We start from the raw sequence: 17902 nt of genomic DNA on the forward strand, positions 1-17902 counted from the left end.
AATCATAAATTAGCAATTAGCAATTAGCAAGCTGGCAACGCCGATAACTAGCAACTGGCGTTAATAGAGACAGTTTTAAATAACTTAAACTCCAAACCATTTATTAATTATGTTTCAGCAGTCAAAGCAGTTAGGCTGTTTGGTAGTAATTTTTTTAATCATCGCCATAGTTTTACGTTTTATAAATCTCGATCAAAAAGCTTACTGGAACGACGAAACTTTTACTTCGCTACAACTTTCTGGTTACACACCAGCAGAAGTTATCAATCAAATTGCCGATGGTCGCATCGTGGGGATGGAAGACTTACAAAAATACCAGTATCCCAAACCCGGAGCTGGAAAAACTATAATAGATACGATTGAAGGTTTGGCAACTATCGAACCCCAACATAGCCCACTTTACTTTGCGATCGCGCGATATTGGGTAGAATGGATGGGGAGTTCTGTCTATATAATTCGGAGTTTATCAGTACTGATTAGCTTACTGATTTTTCCCGGGATTTATTGGCTGTGTTTGGAATTATTTCAATCCCCAATTGTTGGAGCAATGACTGTAATTTTGCTAGCCGTTTCTCCGTTTCATCTAGTGTACGGACAAGAAGCTAGACCCTATAGTTTATGGACGGTAACAATATTGATGTCTTGTGCTTCCTGCTTGCGAGCGTTACGACTTCAAACCCAGACAAGTTGGATGGTTTATACTTTAAGCGTTATCCTGAGTTTGTATACCTTTCTTCTATCTATTTTAGTTCATGCCGGACAGGTAATTTATATTGCAATCAGCCCTCGCTTTCAAGGGGATAAAAGATTAAAGGCTTATTTAATTTCATCGGGATTGGGCTATTTGCTTTTCCTTCCTTGGCTGTACTTAGTCCTTACCAAAGTCCCCGAAATCGAAGCTCAAGCAGGTAACTTCAGAACTCAAAGACTTCCCCTAGCAGAATATTCGCTTCAATGGCTTCATCGTTTAACCTTATTCTTCTTTGATTTCAACTTAAAAGTTAAAAGTTCATTAGTTTATTTAATTCCAGCGGGGATGATGGCCTTGGCTTTATTAATTTTAGTAGGATCTGGGATTTACTTCATGGTTAAAACCAGCTCAAAAAGGGTTTGGCTATTTGTCATAACTTTAATTTTTACCCCCGCGATCGCTTTAACTTTACCAGATTTAATTTGGGGAGGACAGCGAGGAATTAACGCTCGCTATCTCATACCTAGTTACTTAGGAATTCAGCTAACCGTTGGGTATCTACTCGGAACAAAATTAGCTAATTTATCTGCCGGATTACGTCAAAAAAAAGTTTGGACAGCCGTAACAGTCGGAATCATCTGTATCGGTCTTCTTTCTTGTATGAGTTATCTTCGCTCCCAGGTATGGTGGATTAAGGTGTACAACAACATTAACATCGAAATCGCTACTATTATTAACCAGGTAGAACAACCTTTAGTAGTCAGCGACACTTGGGTTGTGAACGTATTATCTCTTAGCCATCAGCTAGAAAAAAAAGTGCAATTTCAGTTAGTTGTAGAGCCAAATATTCCAAAGATTCCAAATGGCTTCAGCGAGATATTTTTATACCAGCCTTCCCCCAGTTTAATGGCTGGGCTTGCTACAGAATACAATTTAAAACCCGTCCGCACACCCTGGATCTGGCAATTAACAAATAAGAAAGCTACTATTAAGTTATAAAAAAATCCTCGGTTGCTTCCAATTGTCGCTAAAATAATTGAAGTCAAACAGGACTGAGGTAACCGCAAGCAAGCCTGAGTCGCTGTATACCCATTACTCAGGACTCAGTAAAAAAATTATGTCTCTACCTATTGTCGCTATTATCGGACGCCCGAATGTGGGTAAATCTACCTTTGTCAATCGCTTGGCAGGGGTACAAGATGCAATCGTACACGATGAACCGGGGGTGACGCGCGATCGCACGTACCGTCGCGCATATTGGTGCGATCGCGAATACCTCGTCGTCGATACCGGCGGGTTAGTCTTCGACGACGATACCGAATTTTTACCTTTAATCCGCGAACAGGCAATGGCAGCCCTCGCAGAAGCCACTGCGGCTATATTTGTCGTAGATGGACAGGATGGTCCAACTCCCGCAGACGAAGCGATCGCCGAATGGTTGCGGACTCAAAGCGTCCCCGTCCTCCTCGCCGTCAATAAATGCGAATCCCCCGAACAAGGTTTAATCCAAGCTGCCCAATTTTGGGAATTAGGACTCGGCGAACCCTACCCCGTTTCCGCGATTCACGGCAGCGGTACTGGTGACATATTAGACCAGTTGATTCAGTACTTGCCCCCAGTAGGAGAAATAGAGGAAACCGAAGAAATCAAAGTAGCAATTGTAGGACGCCCCAATGTCGGGAAATCCAGTTTGTTGAATGCCTTTGTCGGCGAAAATCGCGCCATCGTTAGCCCCATTTCTGGAACAACCCGCGATGCAATTGATACCCTCGTCGAACGGGACGGCAAAACCTACCGCTTAATCGATACAGCAGGCATTCGGAAAAAGAAAAATGTCGAGTACGGCCCGGAATTTTTTGGAGTTAATCGCGCGTTTAAAGCGATTCGGCGCGCAGATGTAGTTTTGTTAGTTATAGACGCCCTCGATGGCGTTACAGATCAAGACCAAAAACTCGCCGGACGCATCGAAGAAGAAGGGCGGGCTTGCATTATTGTCGTCAATAAATGGGATGCAGTAGAAAAGGATTCGTACACGATTTACGAATACGAAAAACAAGTCAAAGACCGATTGCATTTTGTTGAGTGGGCACCGATGATTTTTGTCAGCGCCCTCACCGGACAGCGGGTGGAAAATATTATCGATTTAGTCGAAATAGCAGCAGCAGAACACAAACGCCGCGTCTCCACCGCCACGATCAACCAAGTCTTAGAAGAAGCCATCAGTTGGCTTTCTCCCCCAACCAGCCGCCAAGGGCGTCAAGGCAAAATATACTACGGCACCCAAGTCAGCACCCAACCGCCGACGATTGTTCTATTCGTTAACGATGCCACGCGGTTTAACGACAACTATCGCCGATACATAGAACGACAATTTCGTCAACAATTGGGATTCCAAGGAACGCCCATAAAATTGTTCTGGCGCAGCAAAAAAGTGCGAGAAGCAGAAGCCGCCAGCAGAAACAAAGCAACCCGCGTAAAAATTGGCTAATGGCTAATGGCTAATCGCTAATGGGAAAAACAATTAGCAATTAGCCATTACCAATTACCAATTAGCAATTACCAATTACCAAAAAATGGATTTACTGCGAAGTCTGCCGTTGGGGCTGTACCTGGAACAACCGATAACCTGGCTGCACAAACTCGATCCGCGAGTCAAGCTAGCTTGGTTAATGAGCTTTCTGTTCGCCCCCTTATTGGCAAATCCCATCTGGCGCATCGCCTTAACGGGATTGCTGATTTTAATTACATTAACCGCCGCGATTCCGCTGCGAGTGTGGCGGCAGCAAATGGGGTGGTTGCTGACGTTAAGCTTTTTGGTGTTTATTTTAAGCGCGATCGCTCCCGACGGACTCGCCGTTAGTTATCAACCCCGCCTTCCATCTGATGAGATAGCCTTTACTCAGTCAAAAGCAGGGGAGCAGGTGAGCAGGGGTGCAGGTGAGCAGGGGAAAATTACCAATTACCTATTACCCATTACCAATCCCCAACAATACAGCTACATCCTATTCCAACAGGGGCCGATTACCATTACTCGCCGCTCGTTAGATTTGGGAATTCGCGTTAGTACTTTGCTGTTTACCTTAATTTACAGCACCAACCTGTACCTACTCACTACAGCCCCAGAAGAAATAACTGCGGGGATCGAAAGTTTAATGGGACCCCTGCGTTGGTTAAACTGGCCTGTAACCGAAATTGCCCTCACTTTAACCTTATCGCTGCGGTTTATTCCCCTAGTATTAGAAGAAGTGCAAAATCTAGCGCGTTCAGTGTGGACGAGAGCAATTAATTGGAACAAACTCGGATTGCGTAGGAGTATAAAAGTTTGGTTGCTCATAGCCGAGCGATTGTTAGAAAATCTATTACTGCGAGCCGAACAAATAGCCAGTGCTATGAAAGTAAGAGGTTTTACCAGTCCTGACGCTCATCGCGTCCAATGGCATCAGTTGCGCCTGCACCCAGCCGACTGGCTCACTTTAGCCGGATTAGCTTTATTCTGGGGAGCGAGGATACTTTGGGGTAATAGCAGCGGAAGTTTGTAATGGAATTGTTACAACCTTGGTATTGGCGATCGCTTCCCCTGGAAAACCGCACCGGAAGCCAAGTATTCGCCGCCCTCTTTCTCTCTCGAGGTGCGATCGCAACCCTCCTAGAAAGCCCTTCCGCTTCAGCATTTCGTAAGACAGCAGGTGAGCAAGTGGGCAGCTGGGCAAGTGAGAGCATAGCAGAGCCACAAATACCTACCCAATTGCAATTAGCTCGATACTCCATCTGTGCTGGCACACCCCGAATTTTAAATGGCTCGCCAGCCCTATGGACCCCATCCATCGGCAATATTCTCCCCTTTTTGCGTCAGTTACTGCAAAAAGGCACAGCAGCAGAAAATCACACCTGCTCACCTGCTCAAAACCTCCCCTTCACAGGCGGTTGGCTAGGTTGGCTGGGTTACGATTTAGCTTGGGAAATCGAACGGCTACCCAAATTAAAATCCGATCCCCTACGTTTCCCAATTGCTTACTGGTACGAACCCGAATGTTTCGCCGTTCTCGACCATTGGGAGCAAATTCTGTGGCTAGCTGCAACTGAGGAAACACAACTCGATAAACTACAAAGTCAGCTGGAACGGTGTAATAGGAAACTAAGGGAAAATTTGGTGGTAAATTCTTCTCTGCCCCTACTCTCCTCTGCCCCTCTGCCCCGTTTCTGTACTTCCCAAACTGAATACGAAGACGCCGTCCGCCAAGCAAAAAAATATATTAAAGCGGGGGATATTTTTCAGGCTAATCTTTCAGCCAGGTTTGAAGCCTACACTACCGCCGATAGCTGGGCAATTTATCGCTCGTTGCAACAAATCAATCCTTCTCCATTTGCCAGCTATTGGCAGACACCTTGGGGAGCGGTCATCAGTTGTTCTCCAGAACGACTGGTACAATTGCAAGGACGCACCTGTCAGACAAGACCGATCGCCGGGACGCGATCGCGGGGCGCTACCCCAGAGCAAGACGCCCTCCTGGCGCAAGAGTTGCTAGCCAATGTCAAAGAAAGAGCCGAACATATCATGCTCGTTGACTTAGAGCGCAATGACTTGGGGCGAGTTTGCAACTGGGGATCGGTTGTCGTCGATGAATTGCTCATCATCGAACGCTACAGCCACGTCATGCACCTTGTCAGTAATATTACCGGCACTTTGCAGTCCCATTGCGATGCCGTTGACTTGATCCGCGCCCTGTTTCCCGGCGGCACCATCACCGGCTGTCCCAAAGTACGCTGTATGGAAATTATCGAAGAATTAGAACCAGTGCGTCGCAATTTATTCTATGGTTCCTGCGGCTATCTGGATAGGGGCGGTAACATAGACTTAAATATATTCATTCGCACCCTGCTATTTGCGAGCCAGAATAATTCCCCCTCACCCACTCACAATATCGTTTGGGGTCAAGTGGGGGCTGGTATCGTAGCCGACAGCGATCCGGAAAAAGAATGGTTCGAGTCCCTTCACAAAGCTCAGGCACAACTTGCAGCAATTCATCAAGCTCAAAACACAAAATTGTAGGTTGGGTTTGACTATCGTTCAACCCAACCTACAATACCCGAAACCCTATTTTTACCAAAAATTCTGTAAAACCCTATACTATTTTCCTGGGAAAACGCTACAGATATCTCATCCCAACTTTTCTCTCTCGTTCAAATACGATTGACTTGTCAAGCTGAAGCTGGAATCAAGTTATTATCTGCTGGAATTAAGCTATTATTTGCCGACGCCTAGCCTGAATGAGCGAAACTTACCTGAACCATCCTACCTTTGGCCTGCTTTTCCGGGTCTGCGTAGTGGACGAGAACAAGGAATTGTTCACCACCCTCTATGCCCAACGCTTGTTTTTTTTAGTCACAACTCGAGGTGATGGCATCACTTGCGAACCCATCGGGCGCGCCGATGCCCGCTTTTTGGTAGAAAACCGCCTGCGAGTACTGCGACGCATGGGTCAATCCCAGGAGTACGATCAGTTAGTGGTGATTCACCAGCGCACGTTCTAATGATCCGATCCCACGAGTCCGACAAGATAGCCTCTCGCATCGCCGCAATCCGCGAACAGATACCTGCATCGGTGAGGTTAATTGCCGTCACCAAGCAGGTGTCGGTGGATGCCATGCGGGAAGCTTATGCAGCTGGGGTACGCGACTTTGGCGAAAGTCGCGTACAAGAAGCCGCAGCCAAACAATCCCAGCTATTAGATTTACCCGATATTACCTGGCATCTGATCGGGCATCTGCAAAGCAATAAAGTTAAAAAAGCGCTGGAGCTATTTCAGTGGATTCACTCGCTCGATAGTTTAAAGTTAGCCCAGCAATGCGATGCGATCGCGGCACAGATGTCTCTCTCCCCCCAAGTTTGTCTCCAAGTCAAACTGCTTCTTGATCCCAATAAGTACGGCTTTTCGCTTGCCGAATTGCCAGACGCTCTCCCACAACTAGATCGATGTCAGCACCTACAAATCCGAGGGTTAATGACGATTCCTCCCTTAGATTTGAATCCGGCAGAAATCAGCAGCTTGTTTGAACGTACCCGCCAACTCGCCCAAGAAATCCAACAGCAAAATTGGTCGCGCATTCACTTGCAGCACCTCTCGATGGGGATGTCGGATGATTACCCGCTGGCGATCGCACAGGGTGCGACAATGATTCGCTTGGGAAGCATCTTATTTGGCGAAAGACCAAAATAAACGAGCAGGACTTAGGCAAAAAAACTAAGGTGATACGAAAAATGGTGGGTTTCCAAAAGCAAGATTGACGCATCACCTTTGTTTTTGGCCCCGCGTGCCTAAGTCCTGACGATATTTCCCTCACCTGTCACCGATAAGCTAGCATCGTACCAAACTCACCTTAAACCTCCGGGAGTATGGAAGCCCCCATCTTTTAAGTGGGGGATGAAATACTTAACGAGCAATTTTAATTGCCGTCCCCTTGCGGGGTGGAGGGGTATGTTTGCCCCGACCTGGGGATATGGTTGTCCCCTTTCACCCATTTGGGGCGAAAGTTAGCTTTGCCAAAGTTATCAGTCAGTACTATCTCAAAAGCACTGTCTTACCCCGAGTAAAACTGTTTAACTTTTGAGTTCTAGAGCAGGGAACTAACACTCTCATCCCCTGGTAGCAACTTGAACACTTGCCGATAACTTCGTTTCCCCGTTTTCAAGACTATGGCGCGTCAGCACCTTCCCTTACCTAAAGATTTGCAGCCTGAAGCCCCGCGTATGGGACAGCAAGGTGCTGACTCTCTCGCCGCTTACTGAACCAAATTCTAGCTCGCGGCCTATTCAAACTAACTGTCTAAGGTATACTATTGGCTCAGTTAATCGGTTAAAGTCTCAACCACTCGCGATCGCGCCACAGCGTCACGAGTGTGCCATACACCTAAAGTTGTACAAAGTACAACAAGCTGAAATTAAGGCTCGCTCTGGTCATCCTTGAGTTTGAAGCCGCAAAATTTTGTCCAAAATTTTGTCAGAGGGACTTGAAAAAAAACTTAAAATCTTCAACTGTCCCTTCTTTTCAGCTAAATCTAAATCCAGTAGTGATGGAGCGCGAACAAAAATGGCTGGCATTTTTAGCAAGTTAAGAGAATTTGTTGGCATTAACGAGCCAGCAGATTACGACTATGACTACGACGACGATGGGGACTCCTACCAAAATCCCTATCAACAACAACAGCAACAACAACAACAACAACAACAAGACACTACCCAAGCAAATCCTGAAGAGGAACCCCGCCAACGCCGTCGGATGCGCGAGCGGGTTAATGTAGTAACAGATACAGGAGTAGCAGCCCCTACAATGAATAACGTGATTGGAATGCCCGGAGTTACCACCGCCATCTCGGAAGTATTGGTAATGGAACCGCGCACTTTTGAAGAAATGCCCCAGGCAATTCAAGCTTTGCGGGAACGGAAGTCAGTTGTATTAAACTTGACCATGATGGACCCCGACCAAGCACAACGCGCGGTTGACTTTATCGCTGGTGGCACCTACGCTCTAGACGGTCATCAAGAACGTATCGGCGAGAGCATCTTCCTGTTTACGCCCAGCTGCGTCCAAGTCAGCACCCAAGCTGGTGTCGTCCACGAAGTACCTCAAGCTCAAGTGCGCGCACCCCGTGCCACAACGCCCACTCCCGCTTGGGCAACCGAACCGCGCATGGTTCAGTCAAATTAGCTAGTGGGTAATAGGTAATGGGTAATGGGTAATGGGTAATAGGTAGTGGGTGTAACTCTACCTACTACCCCAAGTTGCTAGTTACATCGCTTTTGCACTGGGAATAGCGTTCCCAAGCGTAAGTCCGGGAAACGAGGCTAATGGGTAATTGTAACGAGTCCACCGCCAAATAATCCAATTACCTATTACCTATTACCAATTCCCACCAAAGTTTATAACTAGCAACTTGAGTTACTACCAAAAAACAAATGACTATTAAGTTAGGCATCATTGGTGGCGGGGTAATGGCAGAAGCTCTGTTATCCCGCTTAATTATGCGGGGAATTTATCAACCCCAAGAGGTGATCGTCAGCGAACCCCAGCCCTCCCGTCGCGGTTTTTTGGTGCAGCAGTACGGCGTTTACGTGACGGCAGAAAATCAGGAAGTGGCAAGGGCAGTAGCGGCGGAAGTGCTGTTTTTGGCGATTAAGCCCCAGGTGTTCGAGACAGTCGCAGCGGAGTTGTCAGCCACTGCCATCATGCCGTCCCTGGTGATTTCGATTTTGGCGGGGGTTCCCTTGAGCAAGTTGGAAGCCGCTTTTCCAACTGTGCCTGCGATCCGCGCCATGCCGAATACCCCGGCAACTGTGGGGGCGGGAATGACGGCGATCGCTCCCGGTAAGCACGTCCAACTCCATCATCTAGAACAGGCTCAGCACCTGTTTAAAGCCGTCGGAGAAGTGGTGGAAGTACCCGAAGCGCTGATGGATGCAGTGACTGGTTTATCGGGTTCTGGGCCGGGTTACGTGGCAATTGTGGTGGAAGCCCTCACCGATGGGGGCGTCGCGGCGGGATTGCCAAGAGCGATCGCCTCTCAATTAGCCCTGCAAACCGTATTCGGTACCGCTCAATTATTGAAAGATTCCCGAATTCACCCCGCCGAACTCAAAGACCGAGTCACTAGCCCCGGCGGTACTACTATTGCCGGAATTGCCGAGTTAGAGCGTTATGGTTTCCGTTCGGCTTTGATTGAGGCGGTTAAAGCCGCTGCTATTCGCTCCAAAACCCTTGGCAGTTAGCTAAAACAGCAGAAGCCTCTCCCTCACCTGGAGGGGAGCGATCAGATGAATGCTCGCCAGCCCTGGCGAGCATCTCCTGACCAATGTGCAAAGCACGAGAGAAGGGGATAGGGACGAAACGAGCAACTCTCTCATGGTACAATTGCATTAATCTTGCCGAGCCGAAAATGCTGGCAAGACCACTGTACCTTGACAAGAAAGTATGGGGTTGTAGACAACAATCGCGGTCTACGTAAAACTTTGTGCTTTCATAGGGTGAACATACTTTTCCACTGGAAAAGTATTTGTTCCAGTCGGGCAGGACGCGCACCTGACTCTAAACGGCTGTAGCGGGAAAGCAACCGAGTACCGCGTACCGCTGACGCGGAACCCGAAGGGTAGGAAGTTCCAAGATCCTCGTGATTTTGGCAGCCTACACTTACTCGCAGAGAAGTGTAGGAGCGTCACGCAACGCAGCAGAATTTATCCAAAATCAAAAACAAGGGCGTCGCTGGATCTTGCCCCTATCAGGCAACGCCGCCCTTCCTTCCCAATCCTAATTTTCTCTAATCCTTAGTCAGAGAAGTTTTGGGGCTATTAGATATTAAGCTGAGCCTGACTGCATCCGGTATAATTGCCCCACGTAGGTTGGCACTACTCAGGGTTGCATTCGTCAAATTAGCATCAGTCAGATTGGCATGAGTCAGGTTTGCTTCGGTTAAATTCACCCCCGTCAAATTAGCATGAGTCAGATTGGCATAACTCAAATTGGTTCTGGTGAGATTTGCCTTCGTTAAGTTTGCGCCACTCAGATTTGCCCCACTCAGGTTCGTATTCCTCAGGTTTGCTGCTATTAGGTTCAGATTCCTAAAGTCCCTTTGCCCCGCCATGTATCGGCTTAAAAGTTCTTTGATGTTCATAGAGTCCTTGAGGTATATAGAGGGCTACGCCACGTACAAGATCAATTACCAGGGTGCAGGCGGTACGTCAGTACCGGGATTGCCCCATTAGTCACGAAGTAGGTTTCGATTAACTTCCTATCCTTAAGATGTTGCAACGCTTCAACTAAGAGCGGGTAATTTTTACCAGTGAGGTCAAAGAGTTGACCTCGGTTTTTGTCCCCTTGCTTGGGCGCTTCCAGAATCAGGGTGTCGATAGGCGTTTTAGGGTTTTGGGGATCAATAGCGCGATCGCCTCCTACCCTGCTTGTGCTTAGCCATTGCTTTACGCTTCCGTTTTTCAATCGGCGTTTCAAAGAAACGGTGCTTCTTGATATCGGGGAAAATTCCCGCCTTAGAAACTTCTCGCTTGAATCGACGCAACGTTGACTCAATTCCTTCATTCTCTCCGGGAATTACTTGGGTCATCCTACCTCCTGATTAGTTCACTGACTTATAGCTAGACAAACTTGAGCTACCCCAAGCAAGCCTTTAACAAAAAAGGGCAGACGCCTTGTCTGCCCTCAAGACTTGAACAGTTAAATCGGTAATGCCACAGCTTAGTAGCGTCGAGAAGATCTATTATTGCCTGACCAGTTACCTCCCGAAGAACCTCTTTCTTCCCGGGGCTTAGCCTTATTTACCTTCAGGTCGCGTCCCATCCACTCAGCACCGTCAAGCGCTTCAATCGCTGCCGCTTCTTCTGCCTCTGTGTCCATTTCTACAAAGGCAAAACCCCGCAAACGACCCGTCTCCCGGTCTGTAGGCAACTGAACGCGCTTCACCTTTCCGTATTCTGCAAAAGTTTGGATCAGGTCTTCCTGGGTTACTGAGTATGATAAATTACCGACGTAAATTGACATAATATATCTCCAGAATCAGGGGGTGTAGAGGTCTAGATTCGGAGAAACGCTTGTAAAACCGAAAATAATCCTTACTCTGAAATCCTAACATACCATTAGGGTAAAGACATTAAATTTCGATTATGGATGAGATAGAACTCTTAATGCTTTACGCAGCGGGAGAAAGAGATTTTCCTGGTCTAGACCTCAGCTCGGCTAGCTTGGGTAACGCAGACCTCAGTAGTGCCAACCTCACCAGAGCTAAACTGCGCCATGCCAATCTGCGTTGGGCGGTTCTGAAACAGACAAACTTGACCTGGGCTGACTTACGGGGAGCCGATCTCAGTTGGGCCGATCTCGAGGGAGCTGACTTGACTGATGCCAATCTCAAGGGCACAAAAATGCCCGATGGCACTATTCACGACTAACTTTTGCCCTCGCCCCTCTTTGGTGCAGCAGCTTCTCAACCTTCCACCCTACTCCCGGCTTCACTTATCAAGGTTTTTATCTGGTGAAAATTTTTCATTTATAAGAATATAGAAGGGGTTGCGCTGCCAGCCACCTCTTTGGTATTCTATTTTATAATGGGGATATTTTAACTTTTTTTAAAGGTGCACAGATTTCGATTATAAGAGAAGGATACCAAAAAAAAGCGAAAAAGGGAAGAGGAGAAGGAAAAAATTCTGCCGTCACAATAGTGAGAATGGAGGGGGGTGGGAGAAGCCGGGGTGAAATTAAGGGGTTTGTTCGGGTTCGGGGGGTAGTTTTTGAGCGATTTGGGGTTCGGTTCCGGCGAGAAGGCGGGCGATGTTGGTGCGATGGCGCCAGATGACGTAAATACCAGCAGCGATGCCAAACAATTGATAAGGCAGGGGTTGATGCAGGAGAAACATCAGGATGGAGACAGAGATCGCGGCGGCGATCGAACTGAGAGAGACGATGCGGGAAATAGCCAGGAAGACGGCGAAAACACCAAAGCTTCCCAAGCCGACTTGCCAACTGATAGATAGTAAAATGCCCAAACTGGTTGCTACAGATTTTCCGCCTTTAAAATTGAGCCAAATAGGCCAACTATGACCGAATACAGCGGCTAGACCTGCCAAAGCGACTAACCAAGGTAAAGATAAAACCCCGGCGACGGCAAAAGAGAAAGCAAAGTGAGCCAGAGAGATGGCAATAGCGCCCTTAGCCGCATCCACGAATAAAACCACAATGGCTGGGCCTTTTCCCAGAGTTCTCAGCACGTTGGTGGCGCCAATAGAACGAGATCCTTGCTCGCGGATATCAATTCCTTTGAGGATGCGCGCGGCTAAATAGCCAGTGGGAAAAGAGCCTAGCAGATAAGCTACGAGTAACAGCAGAAGGTAAACCAGCCAGCCAGACAGGAGCATAGAATTGCAGATTGAAGATCGATCAAAATTTTATATCATGTCAGGTTGGTTAGTTATCAAGGTGGGGCTGAATGAATAAACCGCAAAAGGCGCAGAGGACGCAGAGAAAGAGAAAGAGAAGAGAGGTTAGTAATTTTGATGGCAACGGATTTGATATTACTAGCTTCCTACTCGAATAAATAGCAGATTGCAGATAGAATTTTTCAATCTAAAATCTGCAATCTGCAATCTGCAATTCTTGAATTAATACCGATCGTAGGAATAGCTGGGTGATTGGGGATCGCGAGCAAAAGCGAGCCACAAGGGGAATTGCAGCACGGAAAGACTAATTTGGTCTTCGGTTTCGTCAACGATAACTAGGGGCATATAGCCATCTTTGAGCAACCTGTCTGCTTTGACTGCGAGGGGTTCTGGCGCTTCAAACAAAACGACTCCGCGATCTGGGCTAAAATCGGCGCGAGCAAGTCCGAGACAATCTTGCAAACCGCGTCGCCATTCACCCAAGCGTTCTGGGGAGTTTACCAGAATCAGGGGACGGAGGTCGTCATCGTAGATCGAGCGCAACACTGAAATAATCGACGAAGCCAGTAGAATATTTTGCAGGCGACTGCCCATAGACCGCAACGCCCCCTTACCTCCCTGGGTAAAAAACCAGTAAGCAGCGCGTTCCGCGTGTATTGGTTCAAACGTGCGGCGCAGCTGCCAAGGTGGGCCATAATAATCGGGGCGGGTGCGATATTGGTCTAACAGCTTTTGAATTTGGTTCGCTTGTTCCTGAAAACCCTGAGCAGCAAAAGCAGGAGTTGCAGCTGCAACTGAAGGCACAGCTTCTTTAATTACCACAGTTTCTGATGCTAGTTGTTGGGGAACCAGATCGAGTTGTTCGGCTGCGGCGGCTAAATCCTGTAAGCTACCTACCAGATAATCTTTAAAACCCTGGACGCGAATAGCCAAATCTTGCGACACCCCGGCAAAAGTTGTTTTCATTTCATTGCGGATGCGCTCTTGGCGTCGCTCTAATTGTTCTACCGTAATTTGCAGCGTTTGCTTGCGTTGCTCTAATTCAGTTAATGCTTCTTGCACCATGCGTCCCAAAGCGGTTTGGGAAGAGCTAATTTGATCTAAAAGCGTCTTTTTAGTAGCTTGTAGGGCAGCGATTTCCTGTTGTAGTTGTTGTTCAATGCGCTGTAACTCGGCTACCCGTTGGTACAAGCGATCGCTTTGAGCGCTGGAGAGATCCGAAGGTTCTGAGGTATCAGATCCTGCAACAGATAGTTTTGTTTCTGGATTTAGCGGTTGTGCTGGGATTTGAGAAGAGTCTGAATTCATCTAAGAATTAACAATTAACAACTAATAGTTATAACAGCAGGAGCGGATTAAACAGACATGCTTATTTAGTTTAACCCGCGCCTACCGCGAGCGGAGTGGATCGGACAATTTACCCGACACGCCATGGGGGAGTTTGAGTTCCCGCGTCGTAGGGGCGGGTAATACGCTCCACTTTTGATCGTAAGCGAATTATATTGATAGGACGGACGCTTGGGCGACCTAGAAACCGGGTTTCTGTTTAGAGGTTTCTTTCCCCGGCGCTAAATTTTGGGACAGCGTTGTTCCAGGCAGGCTTGCAGCATTTTAGGATCGAAGACAATCGGCAGAAAGTGGATGCTGTTGACTTCTTTAAAGTAAAACAAGATGGGGACACTAGGCCAGAAAATGCGCCAGTTTTGCCATTCTTGGTAGGGAAAGCGCCGGATTAATCGATCGGAACGGTAGACATCTAAGGCGCTTTCTGTAAATCTGAGGCGGATAGTAGCTGTTTGGAACAACAGGAATAGTCCGAACAGCGCGATCGCCAGACTCACCCATACTTGTACCAGCAGCAGCGGTATCGCGGCAAGTACTAAGACGATGGGTATCGTATAACTGGGAGCCAATTCTACAGTTTGTCCTGCTTGTGGATAAGTCGTTGTAGTCACTGTTGTTTATTCCCCGATCCTTACGCACCAATTATATTGTCACCTATCGAGGGCGCTTGTTGCTTCTTGGGAGGGAGAAAGAAGGCTATAATTATTGCCGTCCCGTGCGTCTGCGGGGTAGTGACACAGGGTAGGGTGGGGAAAAATCGTGACAATGCAATTCGCTTACCCGTCGGTGAATGCCGGAAGTTGTGATTCAAGTGTAAATTAAGTAATGGCTCATAGAGAAATAATTTCACCAATTACCAATTACCAATTACCAATTACCAATTAGCAATGAACGCACTAGAAGCATACGACCTCAGAAAGAGTTACCGCCGAGGGAAACAAATTGTGTCAGCGGTGCGCGGCGTTTCTTTAAGCATCGCGCCTGGGGAAGTTTTGGCTTTCCTTGGTCCCAACGGTGCGGGTAAAACGACGACGATTAAAATGATGGCGGGATTGATTAAACCGGATGCAGGTATGGTGAGAATTGCCGGAAGCGATCCGCACCGTAACCCAGCAGCACTGCAAAAGTTGGGCGCTGTGTTAGAAGGAAACCGCAATGTTTATTGGCGTTTGACTCCAGAGGAAAATTTGGAATATTTTGGTGTATTAAAAGGACTCACAGCCAAACAAGCACGCCAGCGGGCGGCGATACTTTTAGAACGATTTGGTTTAGTTTCTCAACGCAAAGTTCAGGTGCAGAATCTGTCGCGGGGGATGCAACAGAAGCTGGCGATCGCAGTCGCTTTAGTCCACCAACCCCAATTACTTTTGCTAGACGAACCTACGTTAGGACTCGACGTAGAAGCGACGGAAAATGTCAAATTTTTGGTAAGAGAAATCGCATCCGTTGGTTGCGCGATTTTGCTGACAACGCACCAATTAAATATTGCCGAATTACTTTCAGACCGAGTGGCGATTATCCAAAAAGGCGAAATTGTCGCCGAATCATCAACGCGCGACTTAATTCGGCAATTTTCCGGTAATGCCTACAAAATAGAGACGGAAGTTTTACTCGACCCCGAACGCATGGCAGAATTAGAAACAATAGGTGCAGAGGTAAAAGATAGAAAAACTATTTACATCAACGAGCAAGAATTGCTTTACAAAGTCCTAGAAATACTCAAACCCATCCCCCTACGTCGCGTCGAAAAAGATGAAGCAGACTTGACGCAAATCTTTTTAAAATTAGTGCGATCGAGTCAAAATGGGAATGGGTAATTGGTAATTGGTAATTGGTAATTGGTGATATAATGAAAGCAAGCGTCAATGATTAGCAATTAGCAATTAGCAATTAGCATATGTTTGAATTATTCCTAGCTGAATTGAGGCGCGCTTGGATTCAATTTCGGCGCTATCCGTTTGAATCGATTGGTGTAATTATCATCACAACAACTTTTTTTTATGGCCTTTTTTTGAGCGCTAAATACATTGCGGGACCATCTTTACAGTTTGGCGATCGCTTAGATTCCATCGTCATCGGTTATGTCTTGTGGACGTTGATGATTTTCATCTTGACGGACATTTCTGGAGAATTGCAACAAGAAGCATCGACGGGGACTTTAGAACAGTTATTTTTATCGAGTTTCGGTGCAACAAAAGTATTCTTGATGCGGACGTTGGCTAATTTATCGTTTCAGATAATTCTCACTTTCGGCATTCTATTAATCATTATGGGACTGACCGGAAGTCGCCTCTATTTTCCACCCGCGTTGCTTTTCCCCCTGGTGACGGTTGTCCTGGGTGCGTATGGAATTGCTTTTACAATGGGGTCGATTGCTTTATTGTTCAAGCGCATCCAGCGACTGTTGGGAATTATTCAGTTTTTACTGTTGTTTTTGATTGCAACTCCCGTGGAAACTTGGACGGGATCGTTAAAGTTTTTGGCAGAATTATTGCCAATAACTCCCGGTGCGGGTTTGTTGCGTGCTTTAATGGCGCGGGGTGAAAGTTTGGATTTAACTAAATTAGGAATTGCTTTCGTTAATGGGGTAGTTTATTTTGCAATTGGTTTGGTGGTTTTCCGTTTCGCGGAAAGGGAGGCGAAGCAGCGAGGAATATTGGGAGGATATTGAAATCCGTTCGCATCCTATATAATTTCCCCACCTTGATGCTACAGATCAGATCCCCCCTAACCCCCCGATGCATTGGGGGGAACCGGAAAAGTTAAAGTCCCCCTTTTTAAGGGGGATTTAGAGGGATCTGTTACAGATTGAAGGGAAAACGGTATTAATTATTTATCTCTCTTTTCTTCCTCTGCGTCCTCTGCGTCTCTGCGGTTAAATCATTCAGAAAAAACCGGCAACGATATTATAATTGCCGGATTTTGGCAATAAGTCTATTGCTGATGTTGATTCAGCGCATCCAACATATGAGGGGGTCCCAAATCGGTCAACTGATATCCATTAGGATAAGAACGCTGAGGATAATCTGTTAAGAAACTTGGCTGTTTTCTGGGTGGAAATAAACGCAACAGTTGACCGCGCATTTTTAGACTTGTTGTCGCTATCCAAGTTAAAAATTGCGGCGGATGGGGAAAACCAAAAGCGTCTCGCATCCTTTCATCTAGCATGGCATAAACAGATGGTTTAAGCACCGGACGCAGAAAGCTGGGAAACCAACTTAAGAAAAGGTCGCGACTCGATTCGCCGAGGCGACGGTTGGTATCGGAATAGTGGAAATGTTCGCGTTCGTAGTTGAGGTTATATTGCTCGAATTCTGCGTAGGTTTCGGGGATATTTTGAATTTGCATTCTCACTCCTACTTCGCGCCAAAAATAAAAGTTAGCTAAGCGTTCTTGTTCGCAAGTTTGCCGCCATCCAAAGCGATCGCACCAACGGATGGGTTCGTAAACCAATGTGGAAAGCACGTACAAGAAATCGGCGTTAGAAATATTAAATTTACCGTGCATATAGTTCATCCGCCGAATCGCTTCTCGTCCGCGATCGCTATCATATCCCGACTTCATAATTTCCGCGACGATCAGTGAAGTATCGTCGTAGCGTTTCTGTGGGCGGTGGCGAAATTCTGCGGTTTTATCTAGCAATGCTGAAATACTGGGGATGCAATAGGTGCGAAACAGGGCAATTTCTAGGGAACGAGTAATATCCCAAGGAAATTCGTAACCGCTGAATATATGCACAATCTGACAACAATCCGTTAGGGGATCGAGTTGCTGAATGCGGCGGAGATTTTCGTATCGACTCATAAATTAGTTTGGTTTATTGTTTGCATCGATCGTAGATGGGGCGGGCGAGGACGCCCACCCCACAACAGCAAAAACTGCATTTTGCTTGTGGGATGGGCGCCCACCCCACAACAGCAAAAACTGCATTG

18 protein-coding genes are annotated in these 17902 nt (G+C 47.0%); 11 read left to right on the forward strand and 7 right to left on the reverse strand.

The annotated features are described in order from the left end of the window. Positions 1-109 precede the first annotated feature (109 nt). From ACE1CM_RS00285 to proC, 8 genes are all read left to right on the forward strand, one after another. The gene (locus ACE1CM_RS00285) at positions 110-1690 is read left to right on the forward strand and encodes a glycosyltransferase family 39 protein (protein ID WP_374875410.1); all 1581 of its coding nucleotides are present in this window, start codon (positions 110-112) and stop codon (positions 1688-1690) included. A gap of 118 nt (positions 1691-1808) precedes the next feature. Further along, positions 1809-3179, forward strand: coding sequence for a ribosome biogenesis GTPase Der (gene der / locus ACE1CM_RS00290; RefSeq protein WP_374875411.1), 1371 nt, complete (start codon positions 1809-1811; stop codon positions 3177-3179). A gap of 85 nt (positions 3180-3264) precedes the next feature. Beyond that, positions 3265-4230 carry an energy-coupling factor transporter transmembrane component T family protein gene (locus ACE1CM_RS00295; protein ID WP_374875412.1) on the forward strand — a complete coding sequence of 322 codons (966 nt, stop codon included), beginning with the start codon at positions 3265-3267 and terminating at the stop codon, positions 4228-4230. After that, complete coding sequence (locus ACE1CM_RS00300; RefSeq protein ID WP_374875413.1) at positions 4230-5741, forward strand: anthranilate synthase component I; 1512 nt, start codon at positions 4230-4232, stop codon at positions 5739-5741. The genes ACE1CM_RS00295 and ACE1CM_RS00300 overlap by 1 nt, the downstream gene beginning before the upstream one ends. 218 nt (positions 5742-5959) lie before the next feature. Continuing rightward, positions 5960-6223 carry a transcriptional coactivator PipX gene (pipX, locus tag ACE1CM_RS00305; protein ID WP_226591953.1) on the forward strand — a complete coding sequence of 88 codons (264 nt, stop codon included), beginning with the start codon at positions 5960-5962 and terminating at the stop codon, positions 6221-6223. Then, complete coding sequence (locus ACE1CM_RS00310; RefSeq protein ID WP_374875414.1) at positions 6223-6909, forward strand: YggS family pyridoxal phosphate-dependent enzyme; 687 nt, start codon at positions 6223-6225, stop codon at positions 6907-6909. The genes pipX and ACE1CM_RS00310 overlap by 1 nt, the downstream gene beginning before the upstream one ends. 870 nt (positions 6910-7779) lie before the next feature. Continuing rightward, positions 7780-8397 carry a cell division protein SepF gene (locus ACE1CM_RS00315; RefSeq protein ID WP_374875415.1) on the forward strand — a complete coding sequence of 206 codons (618 nt, stop codon included), beginning with the start codon at positions 7780-7782 and terminating at the stop codon, positions 8395-8397. A 248-nt stretch (positions 8398-8645) separates the two neighbouring features. After that, positions 8646-9455 carry a pyrroline-5-carboxylate reductase gene (proC, locus tag ACE1CM_RS00320; protein ID WP_374875416.1) on the forward strand — a complete coding sequence of 270 codons (810 nt, stop codon included), beginning with the start codon at positions 8646-8648 and terminating at the stop codon, positions 9453-9455. Between the two features lie 545 nt (positions 9456-10000). Here the strand turns inward: proC and ACE1CM_RS00325 are convergent. The 3 genes from ACE1CM_RS00325 to ACE1CM_RS00335 all read right to left on the reverse strand — a co-directional run bounded on the left by ACE1CM_RS00325 (position 10001) and on the right by ACE1CM_RS00335 (position 11235). Continuing rightward, positions 10001-10354, reverse strand: a complete 354-nt coding sequence (locus ACE1CM_RS00325) for a pentapeptide repeat-containing protein (protein ID WP_226591961.1) — start codon at positions 10352-10354, stop codon at positions 10001-10003. 258 nt (positions 10355-10612) lie between these two features. Continuing rightward, positions 10613-10801, reverse strand: coding sequence for a 30S ribosomal protein S21 (gene rpsU / locus ACE1CM_RS00330; protein WP_226591963.1), 189 nt, complete (start codon positions 10799-10801; stop codon positions 10613-10615). Between the two features lie 131 nt (positions 10802-10932). Continuing rightward, complete coding sequence (locus ACE1CM_RS00335; RefSeq protein ID WP_226591965.1) at positions 10933-11235, reverse strand: RNA-binding protein; 303 nt, start codon at positions 11233-11235, stop codon at positions 10933-10935. Positions 11236-11357: 122 nt separating this feature from the next. Between ACE1CM_RS00335 and ACE1CM_RS00340 the strand changes: the two genes are divergently transcribed. Continuing rightward, positions 11358-11642, forward strand: coding sequence for a pentapeptide repeat-containing protein (locus ACE1CM_RS00340; protein WP_374875417.1), 285 nt, complete (start codon positions 11358-11360; stop codon positions 11640-11642). Positions 11643-11948: 306 nt separating this feature from the next. Here ACE1CM_RS00340 and plsY read toward each other — a convergent pair whose 3' ends face one another. From plsY to ACE1CM_RS00355, 3 genes are all read right to left on the reverse strand, one after another. Beyond that, positions 11949-12605 carry a glycerol-3-phosphate 1-O-acyltransferase PlsY gene (gene plsY / locus ACE1CM_RS00345; protein ID WP_374875418.1) on the reverse strand — a complete coding sequence of 219 codons (657 nt, stop codon included), beginning with the start codon at positions 12603-12605 and terminating at the stop codon, positions 11949-11951. A gap of 243 nt (positions 12606-12848) precedes the next feature. Then, positions 12849-13934: a DUF3086 domain-containing protein gene (locus ACE1CM_RS00350; RefSeq protein ID WP_374875419.1), complete on the reverse strand. Its 1086-nt coding sequence runs from the start codon at positions 13932-13934 to the stop codon at positions 12849-12851. A 260-nt stretch (positions 13935-14194) separates the two neighbouring features. After that, positions 14195-14581 (reverse strand): DUF3119 family protein, encoded by a 387-nt coding sequence (locus tag ACE1CM_RS00355; RefSeq protein ID WP_374875420.1) that lies wholly within the window; start codon positions 14579-14581, stop codon positions 14195-14197. Between the two features lie 276 nt (positions 14582-14857). On the opposite strand from ACE1CM_RS00355, the gene ACE1CM_RS00360 reads away from it, so the two are divergent. Continuing rightward, complete coding sequence (locus ACE1CM_RS00360; protein ID WP_374875421.1) at positions 14858-15787, forward strand: ABC transporter ATP-binding protein; 930 nt, start codon at positions 14858-14860, stop codon at positions 15785-15787. Positions 15788-15867: 80 nt separating this feature from the next. Then, positions 15868-16641, forward strand: a complete 774-nt coding sequence (locus tag ACE1CM_RS00365; RefSeq protein WP_374875422.1) for an ABC transporter permease — start codon at positions 15868-15870, stop codon at positions 16639-16641. 263 nt (positions 16642-16904) lie between these two features. Here the strand turns inward: ACE1CM_RS00365 and ACE1CM_RS00370 are convergent, their stop codons facing one another. Continuing rightward, on the reverse strand, positions 16905-17774 hold the full coding sequence (locus tag ACE1CM_RS00370; protein ID WP_374875423.1) for an oxygenase MpaB family protein: 870 nt from the start codon (positions 17772-17774) through the stop codon (positions 16905-16907). Positions 17775-17902 lie beyond the last annotated feature (128 nt).

The sequence above is a fragment of the Microseira sp. BLCC-F43 genome, assembly GCF_041929235.1.
Lineage (GTDB): Bacteria > Cyanobacteriota > Cyanobacteriia > Cyanobacteriales > Aerosakkonemataceae > Microseira.

Bases quoted from the DNA above. Each gene is read 5' to 3' on its own strand.
- ACE1CM_RS00285 (WP_374875410.1), top strand. From the start codon at position 110: ATGTTTCAGCAGTCAAAGCAGTTAGGCTGTTTGGTAGTAATTTTTTTA.
- der (WP_374875411.1), top strand. From the start codon at position 1,809: ATGTCTCTACCTATTGTCGCTATTATCGGACGCCCGAATGTGGGTAAA.
- ACE1CM_RS00295 (WP_374875412.1), top strand. From the start codon at position 3,265: ATGGATTTACTGCGAAGTCTGCCGTTGGGGCTGTACCTGGAACAACCG.
- ACE1CM_RS00300 (WP_374875413.1), top strand. From the start codon at position 4,230: ATGGAATTGTTACAACCTTGGTATTGGCGATCGCTTCCCCTGGAAAAC.
- pipX (WP_226591953.1), top strand. From the start codon at position 5,960: ATGAGCGAAACTTACCTGAACCATCCTACCTTTGGCCTGCTTTTCCGG.
- ACE1CM_RS00310 (WP_374875414.1), top strand. From the start codon at position 6,223: ATGATCCGATCCCACGAGTCCGACAAGATAGCCTCTCGCATCGCCGCA.
- ACE1CM_RS00315 (WP_374875415.1), top strand. From the start codon at position 7,780: ATGGCTGGCATTTTTAGCAAGTTAAGAGAATTTGTTGGCATTAACGAG.
- proC (WP_374875416.1), top strand. From the start codon at position 8,646: ATGACTATTAAGTTAGGCATCATTGGTGGCGGGGTAATGGCAGAAGCT.
- ACE1CM_RS00325 (WP_226591961.1), bottom strand. From the start codon at position 10,354: ATGAACATCAAAGAACTTTTAAGCCGATACATGGCGGGGCAAAGGGAC.
- rpsU (WP_226591963.1), bottom strand. From the start codon at position 10,801: ATGACCCAAGTAATTCCCGGAGAGAATGAAGGAATTGAGTCAACGTTG.
- ACE1CM_RS00335 (WP_226591965.1), bottom strand. From the start codon at position 11,235: ATGTCAATTTACGTCGGTAATTTATCATACTCAGTAACCCAGGAAGAC.
- ACE1CM_RS00340 (WP_374875417.1), top strand. From the start codon at position 11,358: ATGGATGAGATAGAACTCTTAATGCTTTACGCAGCGGGAGAAAGAGAT.
- plsY (WP_374875418.1), bottom strand. From the start codon at position 12,605: ATGCTCCTGTCTGGCTGGCTGGTTTACCTTCTGCTGTTACTCGTAGCT.
- ACE1CM_RS00350 (WP_374875419.1), bottom strand. From the start codon at position 13,934: ATGAATTCAGACTCTTCTCAAATCCCAGCACAACCGCTAAATCCAGAA.
- ACE1CM_RS00360 (WP_374875421.1), top strand. From the start codon at position 14,858: ATGAACGCACTAGAAGCATACGACCTCAGAAAGAGTTACCGCCGAGGG.
- ACE1CM_RS00365 (WP_374875422.1), top strand. From the start codon at position 15,868: ATGTTTGAATTATTCCTAGCTGAATTGAGGCGCGCTTGGATTCAATTT.
- ACE1CM_RS00370 (WP_374875423.1), bottom strand. From the start codon at position 17,774: ATGAGTCGATACGAAAATCTCCGCCGCATTCAGCAACTCGATCCCCTA.